This window comes from Streptomyces sp. NPDC037273, from assembly GCF_055603625.1.
Genome location: NZ_JBVJVO010000003.1, coordinates 28,555 through 49,460, shown reverse-complemented (window position 1 = coordinate 49,460; position 20,906 = coordinate 28,555). Strand labels below are relative to the sequence as shown.

General features: G+C 73.2%; 20 protein-coding genes. 6 read left to right on the top strand and 14 right to left on the bottom strand.

Features of this window, described 5'->3' with window-relative positions:
• Positions 1-5 precede the first annotated feature (5 nt).
• The 7 genes from ACZ7G1_RS09540 to ACZ7G1_RS09510 are packed head-to-tail and all read right to left on the bottom strand — an operon-like array spanning position 6 to position 6,041.
• Complete coding sequence (locus ACZ7G1_RS09540) at positions 6-947, bottom strand: type II secretion system F family protein (RefSeq protein ID WP_470877879.1); 942 nt, start codon at positions 945-947, stop codon at positions 6-8.
• Entirely contained in the window at positions 944-2,293 is a 1,350-nt protein-coding gene (locus ACZ7G1_RS09535) for a CpaF family protein (RefSeq protein WP_470877878.1), read from the bottom strand. Before ACZ7G1_RS09535 ends, ACZ7G1_RS09540 begins: the two co-directional genes overlap by 4 nt.
• Complete coding sequence (locus tag ACZ7G1_RS09530; RefSeq protein ID WP_470877877.1) at positions 2,290-2,745, bottom strand: TadE/TadG family type IV pilus assembly protein; 456 nt, start codon at positions 2,743-2,745, stop codon at positions 2,290-2,292. Before ACZ7G1_RS09530 ends, ACZ7G1_RS09535 begins: the two co-directional genes overlap by 4 nt.
• Entirely contained in the window at positions 2,742-3,131 is a 390-nt protein-coding gene (locus tag ACZ7G1_RS09525; RefSeq protein ID WP_470877876.1) for a TadE/TadG family type IV pilus assembly protein, read from the bottom strand. The genes ACZ7G1_RS09530 and ACZ7G1_RS09525 overlap by 4 nt, the downstream gene beginning before the upstream one ends.
• A gap of 3 nt (positions 3,132-3,134) precedes the next feature.
• A complete protein-coding gene (locus tag ACZ7G1_RS09520) occupies positions 3,135-4,400 on the bottom strand; it encodes an AAA family ATPase (RefSeq protein ID WP_470877875.1) in 1,266 nt (421 codons plus the stop codon).
• A gap of 7 nt (positions 4,401-4,407) precedes the next feature.
• Positions 4,408-5,121 carry a Flp pilus assembly protein CpaB gene (cpaB, locus tag ACZ7G1_RS09515; RefSeq protein WP_470877874.1) on the bottom strand — a complete coding sequence of 238 codons (714 nt, stop codon included), beginning with the start codon at positions 5,119-5,121 and terminating at the stop codon, positions 4,408-4,410.
• Positions 5,118-6,041, bottom strand: a complete 924-nt coding sequence (locus tag ACZ7G1_RS09510; RefSeq protein ID WP_470877873.1) for a hypothetical protein — start codon at positions 6,039-6,041, stop codon at positions 5,118-5,120. Before ACZ7G1_RS09510 ends, cpaB begins: the two co-directional genes overlap by 4 nt.
• A 411-nt stretch (positions 6,042-6,452) precedes the next feature.
• On the opposite strand from ACZ7G1_RS09510, the gene ACZ7G1_RS09505 reads away from it, so the two are divergent.
• Entirely contained in the window at positions 6,453-8,174 is a 1,722-nt protein-coding gene (locus ACZ7G1_RS09505) for a chitinase (RefSeq protein WP_470877872.1), read from the top strand.
• Positions 8,175-8,232: 58 nt separating this feature from the next.
• On the opposite strand, the gene ACZ7G1_RS09500 is transcribed toward ACZ7G1_RS09505, so the two are convergent.
• A complete protein-coding gene (locus tag ACZ7G1_RS09500; protein WP_470877871.1) occupies positions 8,233-9,738 on the bottom strand; it encodes a serine/threonine-protein kinase in 1,506 nt (501 codons plus the stop codon).
• A gap of 90 nt (positions 9,739-9,828) precedes the next feature.
• Here ACZ7G1_RS09500 and ACZ7G1_RS09495 point away from each other — a divergent pair, with 90 nt between their 5' ends.
• Positions 9,829-11,184 (top strand): M14 family metallopeptidase, encoded by a 1,356-nt coding sequence (locus ACZ7G1_RS09495; RefSeq protein ID WP_470877870.1) that lies wholly within the window; start codon positions 9,829-9,831, stop codon positions 11,182-11,184.
• A gap of 56 nt (positions 11,185-11,240) precedes the next feature.
• Here the strand turns inward: ACZ7G1_RS09495 and ACZ7G1_RS09490 are convergent, their stop codons facing one another.
• From ACZ7G1_RS09490 to ACZ7G1_RS09480, 3 genes are read right to left on the bottom strand one after another with little or no spacing between them, the layout of a single operon-like run.
• The gene (locus tag ACZ7G1_RS09490) at positions 11,241-11,651 is read right to left on the bottom strand and encodes a RidA family protein (RefSeq protein ID WP_470877869.1); all 411 of its coding nucleotides are present in this window, start codon (positions 11,649-11,651) and stop codon (positions 11,241-11,243) included.
• Entirely contained in the window at positions 11,648-12,421 is a 774-nt protein-coding gene (locus ACZ7G1_RS09485) for an IclR family transcriptional regulator (protein WP_470877868.1), read from the bottom strand. The genes ACZ7G1_RS09490 and ACZ7G1_RS09485 overlap by 4 nt, the downstream gene beginning before the upstream one ends.
• Entirely contained in the window at positions 12,418-13,497 is a 1,080-nt protein-coding gene (locus ACZ7G1_RS09480; protein ID WP_470877867.1) for a sugar kinase, read from the bottom strand. Before ACZ7G1_RS09480 ends, ACZ7G1_RS09485 begins: the two co-directional genes overlap by 4 nt.
• A 122-nt stretch (positions 13,498-13,619) precedes the next feature.
• Between ACZ7G1_RS09480 and ACZ7G1_RS09475 the strand changes: the two genes are divergently transcribed.
• Positions 13,620-14,948 (top strand): alanine racemase, encoded by a 1,329-nt coding sequence (locus ACZ7G1_RS09475; RefSeq protein WP_470877866.1) that lies wholly within the window; start codon positions 13,620-13,622, stop codon positions 14,946-14,948.
• A 15-nt stretch (positions 14,949-14,963) separates the two neighbouring features.
• A complete protein-coding gene (locus tag ACZ7G1_RS09470) occupies positions 14,964-16,562 on the top strand; it encodes an N-acyl-D-amino-acid deacylase family protein (protein ID WP_470877865.1) in 1,599 nt (532 codons plus the stop codon).
• Here the strand turns inward: ACZ7G1_RS09470 and mptB are convergent.
• Both mptB and ACZ7G1_RS09460 read right to left on the bottom strand, forming a co-directional pair.
• Positions 16,524-17,984 carry a polyprenol phosphomannose-dependent alpha 1,6 mannosyltransferase MptB gene (mptB, locus tag ACZ7G1_RS09465; protein ID WP_470877864.1) on the bottom strand — a complete coding sequence of 487 codons (1,461 nt, stop codon included), beginning with the start codon at positions 17,982-17,984 and terminating at the stop codon, positions 16,524-16,526. The genes ACZ7G1_RS09470 and mptB overlap by 39 nt on opposite strands.
• A 63-nt stretch (positions 17,985-18,047) precedes the next feature.
• Positions 18,048-18,509 carry a hypothetical protein gene (locus ACZ7G1_RS09460; RefSeq protein ID WP_470877863.1) on the bottom strand — a complete coding sequence of 154 codons (462 nt, stop codon included), beginning with the start codon at positions 18,507-18,509 and terminating at the stop codon, positions 18,048-18,050.
• Between the two features lie 123 nt (positions 18,510-18,632).
• Between ACZ7G1_RS09460 and ACZ7G1_RS09455 the strand changes: the two genes are divergently transcribed.
• Together ACZ7G1_RS09455 and ACZ7G1_RS09450 are read left to right on the top strand one after the other, a co-directional pair.
• Positions 18,633-19,844: a pyridoxal phosphate-dependent aminotransferase gene (locus ACZ7G1_RS09455; protein WP_470877862.1), complete on the top strand. Its 1,212-nt coding sequence runs from the start codon at positions 18,633-18,635 to the stop codon at positions 19,842-19,844.
• Between the two features lie 93 nt (positions 19,845-19,937).
• Positions 19,938-20,327 carry an SCO4983 family protein gene (locus ACZ7G1_RS09450; RefSeq protein ID WP_470877861.1) on the top strand — a complete coding sequence of 130 codons (390 nt, stop codon included), beginning with the start codon at positions 19,938-19,940 and terminating at the stop codon, positions 20,325-20,327.
• 59 nt (positions 20,328-20,386) lie between these two features.
• Here ACZ7G1_RS09450 and ACZ7G1_RS09445 read toward each other — a convergent pair whose 3' ends face one another.
• Positions 20,387-20,845 carry a hypothetical protein gene (locus tag ACZ7G1_RS09445; protein WP_470877860.1) on the bottom strand — a complete coding sequence of 153 codons (459 nt, stop codon included), beginning with the start codon at positions 20,843-20,845 and terminating at the stop codon, positions 20,387-20,389.
• Between the last annotated feature and the right edge of the window lie 61 nt (positions 20,846-20,906).

The window sequence follows — 20,906 nt, the reverse complement described above, 5'->3', positions numbered from 1 at the left end:
CGGTCCTATACGTCGATCTTCGAGAAGCGGCGGATGACGGCGAAGCCGACGACGTACAGGGCGAAGGCGGCGACGACGGCGGCCTGTCCCATGCCGGAGCCGGTCATGCGGTCGAGGGCGCCGGGCTGCATGTTGTCGATGAGGAGGAGGGAGCCGACGCCGATGACGGGTACGGCGTACGCGGTCATGCTGACCTGGGAGAGCTGGGTGCGGACCTCGCGCCGGGTCTCCTTGCGTTCCTCCAGGGTCTCGGTGAGGTTGCGCAGGGAGGAGACGACGGTGCCACCGGCGCGGTTGGCGAGGACGAGGGTGGTGACGAGGACGACGAGTTCGCGGGAGGGGAGGCGTTCGGCGAGCTCGCCGAGTGCGTCGTCGAGGGAGGTGCCGACGGCCAGCTGCTGGGCGACCTTCTCCAGTTCGTCGCCGGCCGGGGCTTCGAGTTCGTCGGCGGCGAGGCTGAGGGCCATGCGCAGGGCGAGGCCGGCCTGGGTGGCGTTGGCCAGGATGCGGGACAGTTCGGGGAGTTGGTTGATGAACTTCTCGATGCGCTTCTGACGCTGCCAGTTGAGGAATCCCATGGCGATCCAGATGCCGAGGATGCCGCAGATGGGGCCGAAGAACGGGGAGAGTGCGGCCTGTCCGAGAATCCACAGGATGGCGACGGTGGCGGCGAGGGCGACGGTGAACTCGCCGGGTGTGACGTCGAGTCCGGTGGCCGCGATGCGGAGTTCCAGCTTGCGTCCGAGGGCGGTTCGGCGGACGCGCCGGTCGATGCCCCGGAAGCGGCGCCTGCGGCGTCCGGTGGCCTCGGGTTCGCCGGAGTCGTCGAGCCGGGCGACGAGGGCGGCGTGCCGGCGGGCCCCGCTCGCGTACAGCTGGACACCGGTGATGCCCAGGACGCAGGCGAGCAGGGTGACCCCCGTCGTCAGCCAGAAGGGGTCGGTCATCGTTCCGCCTCTCGGGTGGCCAGGTGGGCGTCGGTGGCGGCGACGCCGAAGGCTTGCGGGATGGGCTGTCCGGCCATGTAGAGGCGTTCGGCGACGCGGCGGGGCAGCGGGTGGTAGGTGAAGCGTCCGTGGACGCGTCCGTCGGCGGCGAGCGGCTCGGCCTGGAAGCGGCAGATCGTGGCGAGGAGGAACCGTTCGCGTCCGTGCGAGGCGAGGACGGAGATCTCGGTGATCCTGCGGGTGCCGTCGGGGTGCCGGGTGAGCTGGACGAGGACGTCGACGGCGCTGTTGATCTGGTCGCGCAGCGCTTCGAAGGGGACCTTGACCTCGGACATGGAGGCGAGGGTCTGGAGGCGCATGAGGGCGTCCTCGGCCGAGTTGGCGTGGACGGTGGCGAGCGAACCGTCGTGGCCGGTGGACATCGCCTGGAGCATGTCGAGGGTCTCGCCGCCGCGGACCTCGCCGACGATGATCCGGTCGGGCCGCATGCGGAGGGAGTTGCGGACGAGGTCGCGGATGGTGATGGCGCCGCGGCCCTCGATGTTCGGCGGGCGGGCTTCGAGCCGGATGACGTGGGACTGCTGGAGCTGGAGTTCGGCCGAGTCCTCGATGGTGATGATCCGCTCGCCGTCGGGGACGAGTCCGGAGAGGGCGTTGAGCAGGGTGGTCTTCCCGGTGCCGGTGGCGCCGGAGACGATCAGGTTGAACCTGGCCTGGACGAGTCCGGAGAGCAGCAGCAGCATCTGCTCGTCGAGCGAGCCGAGGCCGAGCATCTCGTGGAGCGTGTACGCGCGGGGGAAGCGCCGGATGGTGAGGGTCGCCCCGGTGAGGCTGAGCGGCGGGATGATGACGTTCACGCGCTCGCCGGAGGGGAGCCGGGCGTCGACCATCGGGTTCGACTCGTCGACGCGCCGGTTGACCGTCGACACGATCCGTTCGATGGTCTGCATCAGCTGGTCGTGGGAGGCGAAGCGGAGCGGCAGCAGTTCGACGCGTCCGCCGCGCTCGATGAAGATCTGGTCGGGCCCGTTGACCATGATCTCGGTGATGGAGGCGTCTTCGAGGAGCGGTTCGAGTACGCCGAGCCCGAGCGCCTCGTCGACGACCCGGCGGATCAGCTGGGCCCGCTCGGCGGTGGAGAGGACCGGGCCCTCACGGCTGATGATGTGCCCGAGGACCCGTTCGAGCCTGGCCCGCCGCTCGGCCGCCGCGAGCGCCGACATCTCGGTGAGGTCGATCTCCTCCAGGAGCTTGGCGCGGAATGCGGCCACCAGGTGGCCGTCCTCCCTGGCCGCCGCGCCGCCGCCCTTGTCCTCGGGGGCGTTGATCCGGGCGCGCAGACTCATGGCAGGTCCTCCTCTTCGGGCATCGGCATGGTGGCGGTCTTCGTGAGCGGGTCGAAGCTCCAGAAGGGGACGACCGAGGGGATGCGTACGGTGACGGTGGCGACGGCCTGGCCGCCGGACGCGGCGACGTCGACTCCGGTGACCCAGTCGGCGGCCGCCCGGGCCGCGGCGTCGGGGGCGGGGCCGTCCTGGGCGTCGCTGCTCGCCGCCCGCGCGGCCGCCCGCGCCGCCGTGCCCGCCTGCTGGGCGGCGTAGGCGGCGACGCCGAGCTGGAGCCCGGCGAGCCCGACGAGCAGGAGGACGGGCAGGAAGCCGAGGTACTCGACGGCTGCCTGGCCCCGGTCGCGTCGCGCGCCGGGCCGCTCGCGCCAGGACGGGCGTCGTTCGCGTCGCGCGCCGGGCCGCTCGCACCAGGACGGGCGTCGTTCGCGTCGGCGTCGGTCGCCCGTCATGGCCGTAGGCCTTCCTCGTCCACCGCGGCGGCCTTCGCCTTCACCGGGAAGAGTCCGCCGATGCCGGGGAAGAGCACGGGAACGTCGATCGTGACGACGGCGGTGACCAGGCTTCCGTCCGTGGAGCAGCTGGGGCTCGCCCCGCTCTTCCACGCCCCGTCGAGGTGCCGCAGGGCGGCCTCCCCGCAGTCGTCGCCGACGGCGGCGGCCCGGGCGGCCTCGTCGGCGGCGTTGCCGGCGAGGGTGTAGGTGTAGCCGACCAGGACGATCTGCCAGAGGAGGGCGAGGGTCAGCAGGATCAGGGGCACCATGCCGACGAACTCGACGGCCACCTGTCCGCGGTCGCCCCGTTCCCGCTGTCCGTCGTCGCCCTGGGTGGTCCGCATGGGTCAGCGGCCTCCGGTGCGGCGGCGCAGGCCGAGGGAGCCGCGGTCGCCGACGCGGGCGAGCTGTTTGCCGGGGGCGCCGGGGGTGGCGGTCGCGGGGGCGCCGACGAGGCCGAGTTCGCCGGCGAGGGTCCACAGGGCCTGTTTGACGGTCGATCTGGCGTCGAGTTCGTGGAGGCGGCCGGCGTCGACGACGGCGGAGAGTTCCTTGAAGTTGGCGGGGACGGAGACGCCGGTGACGCGGGTGCCGGTGATCTTCTGGACGAGGGGTGGCTGGATCTCGGTGGAGCGGTGGTGGCGGTTGACGAGGGTGACGGTCTCCTCGGCCTTGCGGACCTGGAGCCGTTCCCACATGCGGACGGTCCGCTTGGCGGCGCGGACGGCGACGACGTCGGGGGTGGTGACGAGGAGCGCGGTGTCGGCCATTTCGATGGCGGCGGCGTTGGCGCTGTCGAGGCGGGAGCCGCAGTCGAGGACGACGACCTCGTGGCGGCCGCGGAGGGCGCTGACGATCTGGCGGGCGGCGCGGTCGGTGACCTCTTCGCCGCGTTCGCCTTCGCCGGGGGCGAGGAGGAGGGAGAGGCCGGTCTCGTGGACGTAGACGGCGTCCTGGAGGACGCGGGGGGAGATGTCGGCGATGGTGGCGAGGTCGGCGACGGAGCGGCGGAACTGGACGTCGAGGTAGGAGGCGATGTCGCCGCTCTGGAGGTCCATGTCGACGAGGGCGACGGTCCGTCCGGCGGCGCGGGCGGCGAGGGCGAGGTGGACGGCGGTGACGGTGGTGCCGACGCCGCCCTTGGCGCCGCTGACGGTGACGACGGTGCCGCCGGGGCCGGTGGGGCGGTCGGCGCCGGCGCCGAGGTGGCGGCGGACGCCGATGGACCACTGGGCGGCGGCTTGGACGCGGCTGGCGAGTTCCTCGTATCCGAGGGGCAGGGTGACGAGGCCGCGGGCGCCGGAGTCCATGGCGGCGGAGAAGAGGACGGGGCTGGCGTCGGCGCTGATGAGGACGGTGCCGACGGCGGGGAAGCGGAGGGCGACGTCGCGGACGAGTTCGAGCGCGGGGACGGGGCCGATCCGCTCGTGGACCAGGACGACCTCGGGGAGTTCGTCGACGGAGACGGCGGCGAGGCGGGCGAGGGCGTCGACGAGTTGGGTGGAGTCGGTGACCGGAGGGGCGGGTTCGGCGTCGGGGAGCTGGCTGAGCAGCGTCATGACGGACCGGGCCGCGTCGGGGTCGCCGACGGCGGGCAGGATCCTGGTGGTCATACCGGCCTCACTTGTCCTTGTCGAGCGTGTAGGTGCGGTCGCGCTCGTCGGCGGGGGCGCCGCCGGTGGTGCCGGGCGCGACGAGGGCGAGGCGGACGTGCTCGGCGAACGACTCGGCGTACGCGACGCGCTGGGTGTCGAGGGTGGAGAGGGCGAAGCTGATGGGGACGGCGGCGGTGCCGGCGCGGCCGCTGCTGCCGTTCTGGTCGCGGATGGCGGTGAGTTTGCCGACGTCGAGGACGCGGGCGCCGGCGACGATCATCCGGGACTGGGCGGGGTCGCCCTTCTTCTCGCCCGCGAAGGTGGCGTAGATGTTGACGGTGGCGCCCGCGGTGATCTTGCCGGCGACGCCGGTGGCCGCGTCGATCATGATGGCGATCTCCTGCTGGCCGGGCCGGAGTTCGGGCCGGTCGACGATCATGTCCTCCTGGAGCAGGGAGCCTTCCCGCAGCTGGGTGACGGCGATCTTCCCCTGGATCTTCCGCAGATCGGTGACGGCGGTCTCGGGGAGCCAGCGCTTCGGCATGCTGATCTTCTCGAACTGCCCGGCGTTCAGGGGTGTGTACGGCTCCACCCCCTGCGCGATCCGGTACGCGGTGACCTCCGGCCCGACCTTCGAGTTCACGTCGCTGATGACCGCGAGCACACCGGCGAACGCGCCGAGCGCGCACAGGACGGACAGCAGCAGCAGGATGACGCCGCGGCGCTGGCGGGAGTTCATGGCCGTACTACCTCGATCGCTGACGTGGGTCCGGACGGACGGAGCTGGCGGGTGGGCTGACCGGCGGGGAGGGCGCCGGCGGGCGGGGCGGGCTGAGCGGGGCGGAGGGGGGAGCCGCAGAAGCCGCAGCGGTCGCCGATGAGGTCCATGGCGCACCAGTGGCAGGTCTCGCGGCGGACGGAGGAGACGAGTTGGTGGAGGACGGGGAGGTCGGGGAGGTAGGCGGCGAATTCGACGAGTTTGGGGGTGCCCCACCAGGCGGGTGAGGTGTCGGGGAGGGGGGCCTCGTGGACGGGGCCGACGGTCCGCCATTGGGGGGCGAGGGTGGTGGTGGGCCAGTCGGTCTGGAGGTGGCCGCGGGCGAGGAGGAGCGTGGTGCTGAACTCGGGTCCGGGGAGGGGGGTTTCGCCGCTGCCGACGCGCACCATCTGCGGGGTGGGTCCGGCGAGGACGGCGAAGTGGGCGCCGGGGAGCCAGCCCTTGAGGTGGGAGCCGAGGCCGACGGGGACGCGGTCGAGCCGGGCGACGGAGCCGAGGACGGCGCCGGCGTAGATGTAGTGGGCGAGGAGCCGGGCGGCGGAGGCGAGGACTCCGGGGCTGAAGTCGCAGCCGGCGAGCTGGCGGAGCTGCCGGACGAGCACGGCCGTGCCGAGGGGTGGCAGTTCGCTCCTGACCAGGGCGATCCGGTCGCTTTCGAGGAGGCCGCGGACGGCCCGCAGGCGCTGCTCGACGGCGGGGGGCGCGGCGGCGGGGCAGACGACGACCACGTGTCCGTAGCGGGCGAGGAGTTGCTGCATGTCGGCGACGGAGGCGTCGAGCGGGCGGGTCTCGGGGGGTGGCAGGACGGCGGCGTTCGGGGTTCCGGGGTCGGTCGGCGGCAGCACCAGGTCGGCGCCGGTGACCGCGATCGCTGTCGGCACGTCAGGCTCCCCCGTCCCCTCCGGCCTCCGGAGCACCGGGGGCCGCGGTTCGCTTTCCGCGTTCACGGCGTCACCGCAGGGTGCGACCGTCTCTGCACCCTATCCACGTCCCCCGGGGTGGTGAACACACAATCCGCCAAGCGGTCTCCGTGAATTCGGGGGCGGGCCCCGGGGCCGTGGACCGCTCTCACCCCGGCGTTTCCCCTCGCGGGCGCCTCGGGGCGGGGGCGGGGCCGAACACCGGGCTCTGCCAGAGGTCTTGACAACACGATTGGTCTGGACCAGCTTGTTGCGACAGCGGTGGCCACCGTCGAACCTCCCGCACAGCCTCGTACCCCCGTACGAGTCACTGGCGGATCCTCCGTACGACGACGTACGGCACCTCCACATCCCCAACTCCCCCACCGGAGGATGCACGTGGACCGCACCACCACCCGCCCGCACGGACGCCGCTGGCTCGGCGGAGCCCTCGCGCTCGCCGTCGGCTCCGGGCTCATCCTCGTCAACGGAGCCGGCACCGCGCAGGCGGCCGACGTCAACGTCGCCAAGAACGCCGGGTTCGAGAACGGCCTGGCCAACTGGTCCTGTTCCGCCGGAAGCGGCGCCGCCGTCTCCTCGCCGGTCCGCACCGGGGCCGGCGCCCTCAAGGCCACCCCCGCCGGTCTCGACAACGCCAAATGCGTGCAGACCGTGGCCGTCAAGCCCAACTCGACGTACACGCTGAGCGCCTGGGTCCAGGGCGGCTACGCCTACCTCGGCGCGAACAACACCGGCACCGGCAGCGGCTCCGTCTCCACCTGGACGCCCGACAGCCCGTCCTGGAAGCAGCTCACGACCACCTTCACCACCGGCGCGAGCACCACCTCCGTCGAGATCTACACCCACGGCTGGTACGGCACCTCGCCCTACTCCGTCGACGACGTGAGCGTGTACGGCCCCGACGGGGGCGGCGGCCAGGACCCCGACCCGGTCGTCCCGGCCACGCCCGCCGGCCTCGCCGCGGGCACCGTCACCACCTCCTCCGTCTCCCTGAGCTGGGGCGCGGTCTCCGGCGCCACCAGCTACAAGGTGTACCGGGACGGCGCCAACCCGCAGACGGTGACCGGCACGTCCGCCACCGTCACCGGGCTCACCGCCGACACCGCGTACCAGTTCCAGGTCTCCGCGGCGAACAGCGCGGGCGAGTCCGCGAAGTCGGCCGCCGTCAGCGCGCGCACCGCCAAGGTCACGGACCCGGGCCCCGGCCCGGCCGTCCCGAAGCACGCCGTCACCGGCTACTGGCAGAACTTCGACAACGGCGCGGCCAAGCAGAAGATCCGCGACGTCCAGTCGCAGTACGACATCATCGCCGTCTCCTTCGCCGACTCGACGACCACGCCGGGCCAGATCACCTTCAACCTCGACCCGGCCGTCGGCTACACCTCCGCCGCCGACTTCAAGGCCGACATCGCGGCCAAGAAGGCCGCCGGCAAGTCCGTGATCATCTCGGTCGGCGGCGAGAAGGGCAACGTCACGATCAACAGTGACGCGAGCGCCACCGCCTTCGCCAACAGCGCCTACGCCCTGATGCAGGAGTACGGCTTCAACGGCGTCGACATCGACCTCGAACACGGCATCAACTCCACCTACCTCTCCAAGGCGCTGCGCCAGCTGTCCGCCAAGGCGGGGTCGAGCCTGGTGATCACGATGGCCCCGCAGACCATCGACATGCAGTCCACCGGCACCGAGTACTTCAAGACCGCGCTCGCCGTGAAGGACATCCTCACGGTCGTCAACACCCAGTACTACAACAGCGGTTCGATGCTCGGCTGCGACGGCAAGGTCTACAGCCAGGGCTCGGTGGACTTCCTCACCGCGCTCGCCTGCATCCAGATCCAGGGCGGCCTCGACCCCTCGCAGGTCGGCCTCGGCGTCCCCGCCTCCACCCGGGGCGCGGGCAGCGGCTACGTCGACCCGCAGGTCGTGAAGAACGCGCTCGACTGCCTCACCAAGCTCACCGGCTGCGGCACCTACAAGCCCGCCCAGGCCTGGCCCACCCTCCGCGGTGCCATGACCTGGTCGACCAACTGGGACGCGACGGCCGGCAACGCCTGGTCGAACGCGGTCGGACCGCACGTCCACAACCTGCCGTAACGGCGGGCACCCGCACGCGCAGCGCCGCCGCTCCCCCGGCGGCGCTGCGCCGTTCCCGTCAGCGGGCCGGCGGCAGGTAGTGCGCGAGCACCGGGGCGAGCCGGGCGGCCCACTCGTCGATCCGGACGGCGCGGCGCCCGTCGAGCTCGCAGACGTACGCGCCACCGGCCCGGAGCGACACCGCGATCCGCAGCCCCCGGCCGCGCCGGGTGGGCCAGTACTCCACCCCCGCGATTTCCGGCCACGCGAACTCCGCCTCCTCGCCGAACAGCTGCAGGTGCACCCCGCCCCCGTCCACCACGATCCCCGACGCCTTGTCCGCCGCCACGAACTCCGGCCCCGGCAACGGCGGCGCGGCCGGCGGCGGCGGCGGCATCACGAACCCCGGCGCGGGCGGCTGCGCGGGCCCGAACCCCGGATAGGCCACGGGCCCGGGCGCGGGCTGTACGGGAACGACGGGCGCGACCGGCCCAGGCGTCGCGGGCACGGGCGCGGGTGTCGCCGGCACCGGCGCGACCGGCACGGGCGCCCCCTGCCCAGGCGTGCCCTGCCCAGGCGTGCCCGGCCCGGGCATCCCCTGCCCAGGCGTGCCCAGCCCCGGCGTCCCCTGCCCCGGCGCCCCCTGCCCAGGCGTCCCTTGCCCAGGCGTGCCCGGCCCGGGCGCCGCCTGTACGGGACTAACGGGCGCGACCGACACGGGCGTCCCGGGCGCGTCGACGACCGTCGCCGGCCAGGTCTCGGGTGCGGGCGCGGCGGGCCGGCTGTCGGTGCCGAGCGCGTCGAGGATCTCGTCGGGGGTGGGGCGTTCGTACGGGTTCTTGGCGAGGCAGCGGGCCACGAGGCCGCGGAGGGACTCGGGGACGGTGGCGAGGTCGGGGGCCTCGTGCACGGACCGGTACATGAGGCCCATCGGGGTGCCCTCGCCGAAGGGGCGCCCGCCGGTCGCGGCGACGAGGACGGCGCCGAGGGCGAAGACGTCGGCGGCTCCCGTCACCTCCTCGCCGAGGGCCTGTTCGGGGGCGAGGTAGCCGGGTGTGCCGAAGGCGTTGCCGGTGGCGGTGAGCCGGGTGGACTCCAGGGCGCGGGCGATGCCGAAGTCGAGGACGCGGGGGCCGTCGGGGGCCATCACGATGTTGCCGGGCTTGAGGTCGCGGTGGACGAGCCCGCAGGCGTGGATGGCTTCGAGGGCCTCGGCGAGCGCGGCGCCGAGCGAGCGCAGCCGGGCCTCGTCCATCGGGCCCTCGGCGGTGAGGAGTCCGGAGAGGGTGGGGCCGGGGATGTAGGCGGTGGCGAGCCAGGGCGCCTCGGCGTCGGGGTCGGCGTCGACGACCTGCGCGGTGTGGAAGCCGCCGACCTGGCGGGCGGCGGCGACCTCGGCGCGGAAGCGGGCGCGGAAGGACGGGTCGGAGGCGAGTTCCGGCCGGGCCACCTTGACGGCCACGGCGCGCCCGCCGCGCGATCGGGCCAGATAGACGGTGCCCATGCCGCCTTCGCCTAGCTTGTGCTCGATGACGTATCTGCCGATGAGAGTCCCCACGCGGGACAGTATGGCCGAACTCGCCATCTTGACCCGTCCATGACACGGGCTCACCATGTGCCCGGACACCCGCACGAGTTTGTCGCACTCCCCCACACTCCCCACCCAGGAGACAGCATGCGACGTCCCATCCGCGGCAGAAGGTCCGCCACCCTCGCGGCCCTCGTGGCGCTCGCCCTCGCGGCGCCCCTCTCCGCCCTCTCCACGCCCGCCGGGGCCGACCCGGCGCCGGCCGCCGCCCGTATCGCGTCGGGCGCCGAGGAGGTGATCCGGCAGTACGAGGTCGCCGGACCGTCCACCCCGGCCGCCCGCACCGCGCTCACCGCCACCGGCGTCTCGATCGACGAGGTCGACGCCCGCTCGGTCGTGGTCAGCGCCAACACCCAGCAGTTGGCGAACCTCAAGGCACTCGGCTACAAGCCGGTGGCGCTGCCCGGACCGCCCGACCGCACCGCCGAGGGCGGCAAGGCCGCCGGCCCGCTCGACTTCCCCTCCGCCGACGCGAAGTACCACAACTACGCGGAGGCGAACGCGGAGATCGACCAGCGCCTCGCCGCGTACCCCTCGATCATGCGCAAGCAGGTCATCGGCAAGTCGTACCAGGGCCGGGACATCGTCGCCATCAAGATCAGCGACAACGTCGCCACCGACGAGAACGAGCCCGAGGTCCTCTTCACCCACCACCAGCACGCCCGCGAGCACCTGACCGTCGAGATGGCGCTCTACCTGCTCCGCGAGCTCGGCGCGGGCTACGGCACCGACGCCCGGATCACCAACGCGGTGAACGGCCGCGAGATCTGGATCGTCCCGGACCTCAACCCGGACGGCGGCGAGTACGACATCGCCTCCGGCTCGTACCGCAGCTGGCGCAAGAACCGCCAGCCCAACTCCGGTTCCTCGTACATCGGCACCGACATGAACCGGAACTGGGACTACAAGTGGGGCTGCTGCGGCGGCTCCTCCGGCTCCAAGAGCTCCGAGACCTACCGCGGCGCGGCCCCCGAGTCCGCCCCCGAGGTGAAGGTCGTGGCGGACTTCGTCCGCTCCCGGGTGGTCGGCGGCAAGCAGCAGATCACCGCGGCCATCGACTTCCACACCTACAGCGAACTGGTCCTGTGGCCCTTCGGCTGGACCACGGCCGACACCGCCACCGGCATGACGAAGGACGACCGGGACGCCTTCGCGGCCGTCGGCGGCAAGATGGCCGCGAGCAACCGCTACACGCCGGAGCAGTCGAGCGACCTCTACATCACCGACGGTTCCATCGACGACTACCTCTGGGGCGCCCAGCGGATCTTCGCCTACACCTTCGAGATGTACCCGACCTCGTCCTCCGGCGGCGGCTTCTACCCGCCCGACGAGGTGATCGAGCGCGAGACCTCCCGCAACCGCGACGCCGTCCTCCAGCTCCTGGAGAACGCCGACTGCATGTACCGCTCGATCGGCAAGCAGGCCCAGTACTGCGCTGCCTGACATACACACGGGCGCCCCGGCGGATCCACCGCCGGGGCGCCCCGTCGTGCGCGGGATCAGCCGAGGACGGCCAGCGCGTCGATCTCGATCAGCAGGCCGGCGGGGAGGCCGACGTAGACGGTGGTGCGGGCGGAGGCGGGGGCCTTGAGGCCCTGCTCCTCGAAGTACTGGTTGTAGATCGCGTTCATCTCGGCGAAGTGGTCGACGTCGGTCAGGTAGACGCGCATCATCATGACGTCGTCCCAGCTCGCGCCGCCCTCCTCCAGGATCGCCTTGACGTTGGCGAAGGTCTGGAGGGTCTGCTCGCGCAGCGTGGGGCCCGCGACGGTCGGGGCCTGGCCCTCGACGGCGGGGAGGAAGCCGACCTGGCCGGCGACCTGCAGGATGTTGCCCTTCTTCACGCCGTGCGAGAACTTCGCGGGCGGCGCGGTGTGGGTGGCGGGGGTGAGCGCGGTCTTCTCGGTCATGCGGTCGGTTCCTCGGTTTCCTTCGTCGGGGCGGTGCCGGAGTACTCGCGGCTGATGGCGTCCGCGGTGCGGCGCACCTGCGGGAGCAGGGAGAGCAGTTCCTCGGCCGTGACCACCACGTTGGGCGCCGAGACCGACATGGCGGCGACGACCCGGCCGTCGGCGCCGCGGATGGGCGCGCCGACGCAGTTGATGGACTCCTCGTGGCCGCCGAGGTCGGTGGCCCAGCCCTGTTCGCGTACGGTCGCCAGCTCCTTGAGGAAGGCGGCGGCGTTCGGCGTCGAACGGGGGGTGTACGGCGGGTAGTCGAGCCTGGCGGCGACGGCGCGGCGCTCGGGCTCGGGCAGGTCGGCGAGGAGCAGCTTGGCGACGGCGGCGACGGTGATCGCGACCGGCTTGCCGATGCGCGAGTACATGCGGACCGGGTAGCGGCTCTCGACCTTGTCGATGTAGAGGACCTCGCCCTCCTCGTACACGGCGAGGTGGACGGTGTGCCCGATCCGCTCGTTGAGGGCGAGGAGGTAGGGGTGGGCGATGTCGCGGACGTCGAGGTTCTCGACGGCCTCCTGCGCGAGGGCGAAGAGGCGGGCGCCGAGGCGGTAGCGCTGGTCCTGCTGCCGGTGCACGAGGCCGTGCTCGTGAAGGGTGCGGAGCAGGCGCAGGGCCGTGGACTTGTGGACGCCGAGCCGCTCGGCGACCTGCCCGAGGTCGGCGGGGCCCTGGGCGAGCAGCGGCAGGATGCTGAGCGCCCGGTCGACGGTCTGGCTCATGGCGTACGTACCTCCTGGTCGTCCCCCGTCCGGCCGGGGCCCTTCTGGTCGGCCTCCGTCCAGCCGGGGCCGAGGTGCAGTGTCCCCCAGGCGGCGGCGTCGAGCGCGGCCAGCCGGTCGGCGTGGGCGCGGCGGGGCGGTGGCGCCAGGTCGCCGGGGACGGTGAGGGCGGCGGCGGCCATGAGGTGGCCGTGCCGGAGCCGGGTCGGCATGTCGAGGTCGCGGAGGGTGGCGGAGAGGAATCCGGCGGCGAAGGCGTCGCCGGCGCCGACGGTGGAGACGACGTCGACGCGGGGCGGGCGCTGGAGGTGTGCCACGCCGTCGGCGTCCTCGATGTCCGCGAAGGACGCGGGGCGGCGGTCGGTGACGTGCGCGCCGCCCTTGCCGAGTTTGAGGACGACGGTCTCGGGTCCGTCGATGAGTTCGGTGACGGCCCCGATGCCCTTCAGGCCCCACAGGGCCTTCGCCTCGTCGGCGCCGACGAACACCAGGTCGGCGCGGCGGGCCAGTTCGAGGAGGACCTCGGGTGCGCTGCCGTCGCGCCACAGGCCCGGCCGGTGGTTGACGTCGAAGGAGACGAGCGGGCGGCCGGGGCGGGGCGCGGTGAGTTCCCTGACCAGGGCGAGGCAGTCGGCGGAGAGGGCGGCGGTGATGCCGGTGAGGTGGAGGACGCGGGCGCCGGCGACGGTGTCGTACGGGACGGTGGCGGGCGACATGGCGGAGGCGGCCGAGCCGGCGCGGTAGTAGACGACCTCGTGGGCGTCGGTGGCCCGGTCGTCGTCGGTGCGGAAGTAGACGCCGGTCGGCCGGTGTGGATCGCGGGTGACGGAGGTGACGTCGACGCCGTGTCCGCCGATGGTCTCGACGAGGTGGTCGCCGAAGCCGTCGCGGCCGACGCGGCCGACCCACCGCACGCGGTGCCCGGCGGCGGCGAGGGCGCAGGCGACGTTGGACTCGGCGCCGCCGATCGCGCGCGCGAAGGAGGGGACATCGGCGAGGCGGCCCGGCCGGGAGGGCAGGAAGGTGACCATGGACTCGCCAAGGCAGACGACCTCCGGGGGCGCGTGTCCGCTCACTCTCGGGCTCCCTGGGACTCCTACGGGTCCATTGACCCGGCCTTGGCCCGGATGTTAGACAGCCATGAGCAATATGCGCAATGAGTGTTGCACAGAACGCAACGCCACGATGAGGAGGCCTCATGCCCGACGCGGTGAACGACTCGCGCGACCCGGCGAAGCACACCGGCCCGACAGCGGCCACGGACAAGCCCGACCTCGCGAGCGAGCGCGTCGACGACCGCTTCAAGGGCCTGCCCCCGGACGCCGAGGGCCTCACCGTCGGCGAGCTCGCCGCCCAGCGCCGCTCCCTCTTCACCGGCGGCTTCACCACCCCGGTCCTCGCCCTCTCCGCCGAGTCCGTCGAGCACAACCTGCGCCTCCTGGAGGTGTACGCGGAGCGCCACGGCCTCGCCTTCGCACCGCACGGCAAGACGTCCATGGCCCCGCAGCTCTTCGACCGGCAGATCGAGCACGGCGCCTGGGGCATCACCGCCGCCGTGCCCCACCAGGCCCGCGTCTACCGCGCCCACGGGATCTCCCGGATCTTCCTCGCCAACGAGCTCGTCGACGCCGTCGCCCTGCGCTGGCTCGCCGCCGAGCTCGACGCCGACCCGGACCTCCGCTTCGTCTGCTACGTCGACTCCGCGCGCGGCGTCGAGCTGATGGACGAGGCCCTGCGCGCGGCCGGCGCCGGCCGCCCGGTGGACGTCGTCGTCGAGCTGGGCGCCGGCGAGGGAGCCCGTACCGGCGTCCGCACGGAGGCCGAGTGCGCCGCCGTCGCCGACGCGGTCGCCGCGACCCGCACGCTCCGGCTCGTCGGCGTCGCCGGCTACGAGGGCGAGGTGCCGGACGCCACCCCCGGGCGGGTCGACGCGTGGCTGCGCCGACTGACCGCGCTGGCCGTCGAGTTCGACAAGGCGGGCCGGTTCGCGGACGCGGACGAGATCATCGTGAGCGCGGGCGGCAGCGCCTGGTTCGACGCGGTCGCCGAGGTGTTCGCCGAGATCCCCGAACTCTCCCTGCCGACCCTGAAGTTGCTGCGCTCGGGGGCGTACGTCTCGCACGACGACGGCCAGTACCGCAACCTGACCCCCTTCAACCGGGTCCCCGAAGAGGGCGCGCTGCAGCCCGCGTTCCGCCTCTGGTCGCAGGTCGTGTCCCGCCCCACCGACGAGCAGGCCTTCACCAACGCGGGCAAGCGCGACGCCGCCCACGACCTCCACCTCCCCGAGGCGCAGGTGGTCCGCGACGCCCGCACCGGCGCGATCCGCCCCGCCGAGGACATCACCGTCACCAAGCTCTCCGACCAGCACGCCTGGCTCCACACCGGACCCGGGGCGGACGTGGAGGTCGGCGACTGGGTGGGCATGGGCCTCTCGCACCCCTGCACCTCCTTCGACAAGTGGCAGCTCATCCCGCTCGTCGAGGCGGACGGCACGGTCGTCGACTACATCCGCACCTACTTCTAGGAGCCGGGAGCACCCATGGAACTCGTCTTCCGTGACGCGGAGGTCGTCGACGGCGGCGGCGGCCCCTCCTACCGGGCCGACGTGGCGGTCGACCGCGGCCGGATCGCCGCGATCGTCAAGGAGGGCGCGGCGGCCGGCTGCCAGCGCCCCACCGCCCGCCGCGTCATGGACGCCGAGGGCCTCGTCCTCTCCCCCGGCTTCATCGACATGCACGCCCACAGCGACCTCGCGCTGCTCCGCGACCCGGACCACAGCGCGAAGGCCGCCCAGGGCGTCACCCTCGAAGTCCTGGGCCAGGACGGCCTGTCGTACGCCCCCGTCGACGACCGCACCCGCGAGGAGGTACGCCGGGCCATCACCGGCTGGAACGGCGACGGTTCCGACCTCGACCTCGACTGGCGCACGGTCGGCGAGTACCTGGACCGCCTCGACGGCGCCCACGGGGGCCGGGGCATCGCGGTCAACGCCGCCTACCTGGTCCCCCAGGGCACGGTCCGGATGTACGCCATGGGCTGGGAGGACCGCCCCGCCACCGCGGCCGAGCTCGACCACATGCGCCGGCTCGTCGCCGAGGGCCTCGAACAGGGCGCGGTCGGCATGTCGTCCGGTCTCACCTACACCCCCGGCATGTACGCCCCCGACGCCGAGCTCACCGAACTCTGCCGGGTCGTGGCCCGCTACGGCGGCTACTACTGCCCGCACCACCGTTCGTACGGCGCCGGCGCCCTCCGCGCCTACCAGGAGATGGTCACCCTCACCCGCGAGGCCGGCTGCCCGCTCCACCTGGCCCACGCCACCATGAACTTCGGCGTCAACCGGGGCCGGGCGTCCGAGCTCCTCGCCCTCCTCGACGAGGCCCTCGACGCGGGCGCGGACATCACCCTCGACACGTACCCGTACACCCCCGGCTGCACCACCCTCGTCGCCCTCCTCCCCGGCTGGGCGAGCGAAGGCGGCCCCGAAGCGGTCCTGGCGCGCCTCCGCGACGACGCCACGGCGGAGCGGATCCGGCACCACCTGGAAGAGCTCGGCTCCGACGGCTGCCACGGCGTCCCCGTCGAATGGCACACCGTCGAGATCTCCGGCGTCTCCGACCCCGCCCTCGCCCACCTCGTCGGCCGGCGCGTCGACGGCTGGCCCACCGCCCGCCGCCTCCTCGTCGACGACAGGCTCGGCACGACCATCCTCCAGCACGTCGGCCACGAGGAGAACGTCCGCGCGATCATGCGCCACCGCGTCCACACCGGCGGCTCCGACGGCATCCTCCAGGGCCTCAAGCCCCACCCCCGCGCCTACGGCACCTTCCCCGAATACCTCGGCCGCTACGTCCGCGAGCTCGGCGTCCTCACCCTCGAAGAGTGCGTCGCCCACCTCACCGGCCGCCCCGCAGCCCGCCTCCGGCTCCCCGACCGCGGTCTCGTCCGCGAGGGCTATCGGGCCGACCTCGTCCTCTTCGACCCGGCCACCGTCGCCTCCGGCGCCACCTACGCCTCCCCCCGCACCCTCCCCACCGGCATCCCCCACGTCCTCGTCGACGGCACCTTCACCATCGAGGACGGCAAGCGCACCGACGCCCTACCGGGCCGCGCCGTCCGCCGTACCCCGACCGGCTGAACCCTCGCGGGGCCCCACCGCGGGCCCCGCACCCCACGGCTCCCGCCGCACCCACAGGACCCCGAGCGCCAGCGCCCCGGCCGCCAGCACGAAGCCGTACCACGGTGTGTGCCCCGACGGCGCCGTCTCGTAGACGAGCGCCGCCGACACCACCGCCAGCACCTGCCCCGCCCGCCCCCGCCAGGCGACGGCGGCGACGACCACGGTCCCCCACAGCAGGTACCAGGGCTGCACCATCGGCGAGAGGACGACCAGGGCGACCAGCGAGAGCCCCAGCCCGAGGACGGGATCGATCCGCCCCCGCCACGCCCGCCAGGCGAGCACCGCGATGACCGCGAGCGCCACGAGCAGCCCGAGCTTCTGCACGACGCCCTTGACCGGCTCGGGGCCGTCGCCGAACAGCGTCCCCAGCGCCAGCCCGAGGTCACTGCTAAGGGACAACGGCGTGTGGATCGCCCCCGCCACGCTCTGCGTCCCCAGCCATCCGAACCCGGTCCCGGCCAGCACGCTCGCCCCGACCGCCACCGCGCCGGCGACGGCCCCGGGCAGCACGAGCCCCTTCACGACCCCCTTCACGTCCCCCCGGCCGCCGCCGCTCCGCCGCGCGATCATCACCCCGATGAACAGCAGCGCGACCGCGGCCGGCGACTTGACCATCATCGCGAGCCCGACCAGCACGCACCCGAGCACCCAGCGCCCCCGGACGGCGAGCAGCACGCCGCCGAGCATCAGGCCGATCATCAGGCCGTCGTTGTGCGCACCTCCGACGACGTGCACGAGCAGCAGCGGGTTGAGCGCGGCGAGCCAGAGCGCGCCGCCCGGACCGCCCGGCCCACCGCCCAGCCCCCGTACCGCCCACACGATCAGGGCGAGCGCGCCGACGGCGATCAGCCGCATGCCGAAAACGGCGGGCACGATCGCCCCGCCGGTCAGCTTCACCACGGCCTCGGCGAGCAGCAGGAACACGGGCCCGTACGGCGCCGGGGTGTCGGTCCAGTTACCGCCGACGCTCGCGGCGGCGTCCGCGCCGAGTTCGCCGGGGACGAGGACGGAGGGGCCCGCGCCGTAGACGTCGTGGCCTTCGAGGACCATCCCGCCCTGGGCGATGTAGCTGTACACGTCCGCGCTGTGCAGCGGCGGCGCGAGGAGCAGGGGGGCGGCCCAGCAGACGAGCGTGGCGAGCACGCCGTGCACGGGGCCGCGGGCGAGCAGGACGCCGTAACGCCACCAGGCGGCGACGAGCAGGGTCAGCCCGAGGTAGGCGAGGACGGCCCCGGCGACGGCCACCGCGGAACCGCGCGGCTGCCACAGCGGCCCCCCGCCGAGCACCGGCAGACTCCCGGCCGCGTAGCCGCCGACGGCGATCGCGAGCGACCCGCCCGCACCCAGCCACCGGCATCCGGAGGCACTCAGAACCCACATGACGTGCCAACCTATCCCGCCGGGCCCGATCCCCCCATGCCGGTCGCTCCCCGGACCGGGGGCCTACCGCGGGCGCTTGGTCAGGCCCCGGCCGCGTCCCGGGTGGTCCGTCGAGCCGCCGCCGGCGGTGCTCTCCGGGGTGGCGTCCGACGCGCCCCCGGTCGGAGCAGCGGTCGGTGCCGCGTCGTCGGGGGTCGCCGAGGCCGAGGGGGTCGCGCCCGGTGAGGCCGGCCGGGTCGGCGCGCCGCTTGCCGGATCCGAGGGCCCGGAGGAGGCGGAGGGCCCGGACGGATCAGTCGCACCGGACGGGTCCGCCTGGATCAGCGCGGGCGGTCCACCGGGCTCGCCCTGGGAAGGGGCGCCCGAGCCGGGGCGGGACCCGCCGGTGAGCAGGACGGCGGCGGTGCCGAGCAGGCCGACCGCGCCCGCGGCGATCAACCACGCGGGCCTGGGCCCCCGGCGTGCGGGGGCATGGCGGCGGCGGCCGCGCCGGGAGCGGGCGGCTGCGGGGTCCTGCTGGCTCATGGGCCCGAATTGTAGGGAGCACGACACCGCGCATGCGATCCGGGTCACACGGGGCGGGGGCCGGGTGTCCGACGTGTCCCAAAACACGAGGCGTCCCGCCGCACCCCGCCGTAAGCTCTCGTCATGCAGGTGATCCAGTCCACGAAGCTCGCCAACGTCTGTTACGAAATCCGGGGTCCGGTGCTCGAAGAGGCGATGCGGCTCGAAGCCGCGGGTCATCGCATCCTCAAGCTGAACACGGGCAACCCGGCGGCGTTCGGCTTCGAGTGTCCGCCCGCCATCCTGGAGGACGTCCTCCGGAACCTCTCCGAGGCGCACGGGTACGGGGACGCGAAGGGCCTGCTGTCGGCCCGCCGCGCGGTGATGAGCCACTACGAGACCAAGGGCATCCCGCTCTCCGTCGAGGACATCTACCTCGGCAACGGCGTCTCCGAGCTGATCCAGATGGCGATGCAGGCGCTGCTCGACGACGGCGACGAGGTCCTCGTCCCGGCGCCGGACTACCCGCTGTGGACGGCCTCGGTGTCGCTGGCGGGCGGTACGGCGGTGCACTACCGCTGTGACGAGCAGGCGGACTGGATGCCGGACCTCGCCGACATCGAGCGGAAGATCACCGACCGCACGAAGGCGATCGTGATCATCAACCCGAACAACCCGACCGGCGCGGTCTACGACGACGAGATGCTCCGCGGGCTCACCGAGATCGCCCGCCGTCACGGCCTGGTCGTCTGTTCGGACGAGATCTACGACAAGATCCTCTACGACGGCACGACGCACACGCCGACCGCCGCGATCGCCCCCGACCTGCTCTGCCTGACGTTCAACGGCATGAGCAAGAACTACCGGGTGGCGGGTTTCCGCTCCGGCTGGCTCGCGGTCTGCGGCCCGAAGCACCACGCCTCCTCGTACATCGAGGGCCTCACGATCCTCGCCAACATGCGCCTCTGCGCGAACATGCCGGCGCAGCACGCGGTGGCCGCCGCCCTCCAGGGCCGGCAGTCGATCGAGGACCTGGTGCAGCCGGGCGGGCGGCTCCTGGAGCAGCGGGACACGGCGTACGAGCTGCTGACGCAGATCCCGGGCGTGACGTGCGTGAAGCCGAAGGGCGCGCTGTACCTCTTCCCGCGGCTCGACCCGAACGTCTACAAGATCAAGGACGACCGGCAGATGGTCCTGGACCTGCTGCGGGCCGAGAAGATCATGGTGGTGCACGGGACGGGCTTCAACTGGCACGAGCCCGACCACTTCCGGATCGTCACGCTGCCCGCGGCGGCCGACCTGGCGGACGCGGTGACCCGGATCGGCCGGTTCCTGGACGGTTACAGCCAGCCCTGAGAAGCCACACCGAGACAAGCCACACCGAGACAAGGCTCAACTTTAGACCGGATCTAAGCTAGGATGCTTCCAGAGCAATCAGGAGGCCATCCCATGTACGAACCGATCCGCACCAAGTCGGTCCACCGGATGGCCGACGACCGACACGCGTATCCGCACCGCTCCCGCGAGGAGGAGCTGGACATCCAGCTCGCCGGACACCTCGCCGCCCTGCTCGCCGTCACCGACGAGCTCGGCGACACGGAGGCCGGCGAGCTCATCGCCCGGCAGGTGGCGCGGCTGCGCGGCGCACCGCCCGCACGTCACGCGGGTCTGAGCGGCTCGCCCGCGCAGGACCTGCACCGCAAGGCGCACGCCCTCGCGGGCCGCGCGCTGGTCGTCGCGGCCTCCCGGGCCGACACGGCCGCCGCGATCCTGGCCGCCGGCCGGATGGACGCGCACACCGCGGCGCTGACCGGGGACACCCTGGTCACCGCCCCCTGAACGGCCCCGGTCCGCGCGGCACGAACCGCGCGGACCGGGCGCCACCCAGACCGGGCCCCCTAACGCGTCGCGGACCCCACCGGCTCGGGCTCCGTCGGCTCCGGTTCCGTCTCCTCGGGCTCGGTCGACGCGAAATCGGCGCCGTAGACCACACACACCGGCGCACCCCCCTCGTACGCCTTCGCGCCCACGGCCTTCCCGCGACCCGTGGCCCCGACCGCGAGGTCCTTGACGACGCCGGTCGCCTGGCCGACGGCCTTCTCCTTCTCGTCCTGGAACTCCACGGTCACGGTGTACGTGCCCCGGCGGGCCGCCTGACTCGTCACCGAGAATTCGGCGGACGGTCGCTTCGTCACCGGGTCGAGCCCGCATTTCGCCACCGTCACGTCGTCGGACGGGAACCGCATGTCCTCGTGGTTCTTCCCGTACACGTGGAGGAAGGCGACGAAGCCGCCGAGCGGCACCAGCACCACGAGCACCCCTGTCACCACCAGCGTCACGATCGCCCAGCGCGACATGTCCACCACCCCCCTATCGGCGCGGCTCACGGTACACATCGCTCCGGTTCGGTACCGGGAT

Excerpts from the sequence above, each read along its gene's own strand:
- ACZ7G1_RS09485 (WP_470877868.1), bottom strand. The coding sequence starts at position 12,421 with ATGAGCCAGACCGTCGACCGGGCGCTCAGCATCCTGCCGCTGCTCGCC.
- ACZ7G1_RS09500 (WP_470877871.1), bottom strand. The coding sequence starts at position 9,738 with ATGGCGAGTTCGGCCATACTGTCCCGCGTGGGGACTCTCATCGGCAGA.
- ACZ7G1_RS09445 (WP_470877860.1), bottom strand. The coding sequence starts at position 20,845 with ATGTCGCGCTGGGCGATCGTGACGCTGGTGGTGACAGGGGTGCTCGTG.
- ACZ7G1_RS09495 (WP_470877870.1), top strand. The coding sequence starts at position 9,829 with ATGCGACGTCCCATCCGCGGCAGAAGGTCCGCCACCCTCGCGGCCCTC.
- ACZ7G1_RS09450 (WP_470877861.1), top strand. The coding sequence starts at position 19,938 with ATGTACGAACCGATCCGCACCAAGTCGGTCCACCGGATGGCCGACGAC.
- cpaB (WP_470877874.1), bottom strand. The coding sequence starts at position 5,121 with ATGAACTCCCGCCAGCGCCGCGGCGTCATCCTGCTGCTGCTGTCCGTC.
- ACZ7G1_RS09520 (WP_470877875.1), bottom strand. The coding sequence starts at position 4,400 with ATGACCACCAGGATCCTGCCCGCCGTCGGCGACCCCGACGCGGCCCGG.
- ACZ7G1_RS09475 (WP_470877866.1), top strand. The coding sequence starts at position 13,620 with ATGCCCGACGCGGTGAACGACTCGCGCGACCCGGCGAAGCACACCGGC.
- ACZ7G1_RS09460 (WP_470877863.1), bottom strand. The coding sequence starts at position 18,509 with ATGAGCCAGCAGGACCCCGCAGCCGCCCGCTCCCGGCGCGGCCGCCGC.
- mptB (WP_470877864.1), bottom strand. The coding sequence starts at position 17,984 with ATGTGGGTTCTGAGTGCCTCCGGATGCCGGTGGCTGGGTGCGGGCGGG.
- ACZ7G1_RS09525 (WP_470877876.1), bottom strand. The coding sequence starts at position 3,131 with ATGCGGACCACCCAGGGCGACGACGGACAGCGGGAACGGGGCGACCGC.
- ACZ7G1_RS09535 (WP_470877878.1), bottom strand. The coding sequence starts at position 2,293 with ATGAGTCTGCGCGCCCGGATCAACGCCCCCGAGGACAAGGGCGGCGGC.
- ACZ7G1_RS09505 (WP_470877872.1), top strand. The coding sequence starts at position 6,453 with ATGCACGTGGACCGCACCACCACCCGCCCGCACGGACGCCGCTGGCTC.
- ACZ7G1_RS09455 (WP_470877862.1), top strand. The coding sequence starts at position 18,633 with ATGCAGGTGATCCAGTCCACGAAGCTCGCCAACGTCTGTTACGAAATC.
- ACZ7G1_RS09470 (WP_470877865.1), top strand. The coding sequence starts at position 14,964 with ATGGAACTCGTCTTCCGTGACGCGGAGGTCGTCGACGGCGGCGGCGGC.
- ACZ7G1_RS09490 (WP_470877869.1), bottom strand. The coding sequence starts at position 11,651 with ATGACCGAGAAGACCGCGCTCACCCCCGCCACCCACACCGCGCCGCCC.
- ACZ7G1_RS09530 (WP_470877877.1), bottom strand. The coding sequence starts at position 2,745 with ATGACGGGCGACCGACGCCGACGCGAACGACGCCCGTCCTGGTGCGAG.
- ACZ7G1_RS09540 (WP_470877879.1), bottom strand. The coding sequence starts at position 947 with ATGACCGACCCCTTCTGGCTGACGACGGGGGTCACCCTGCTCGCCTGC.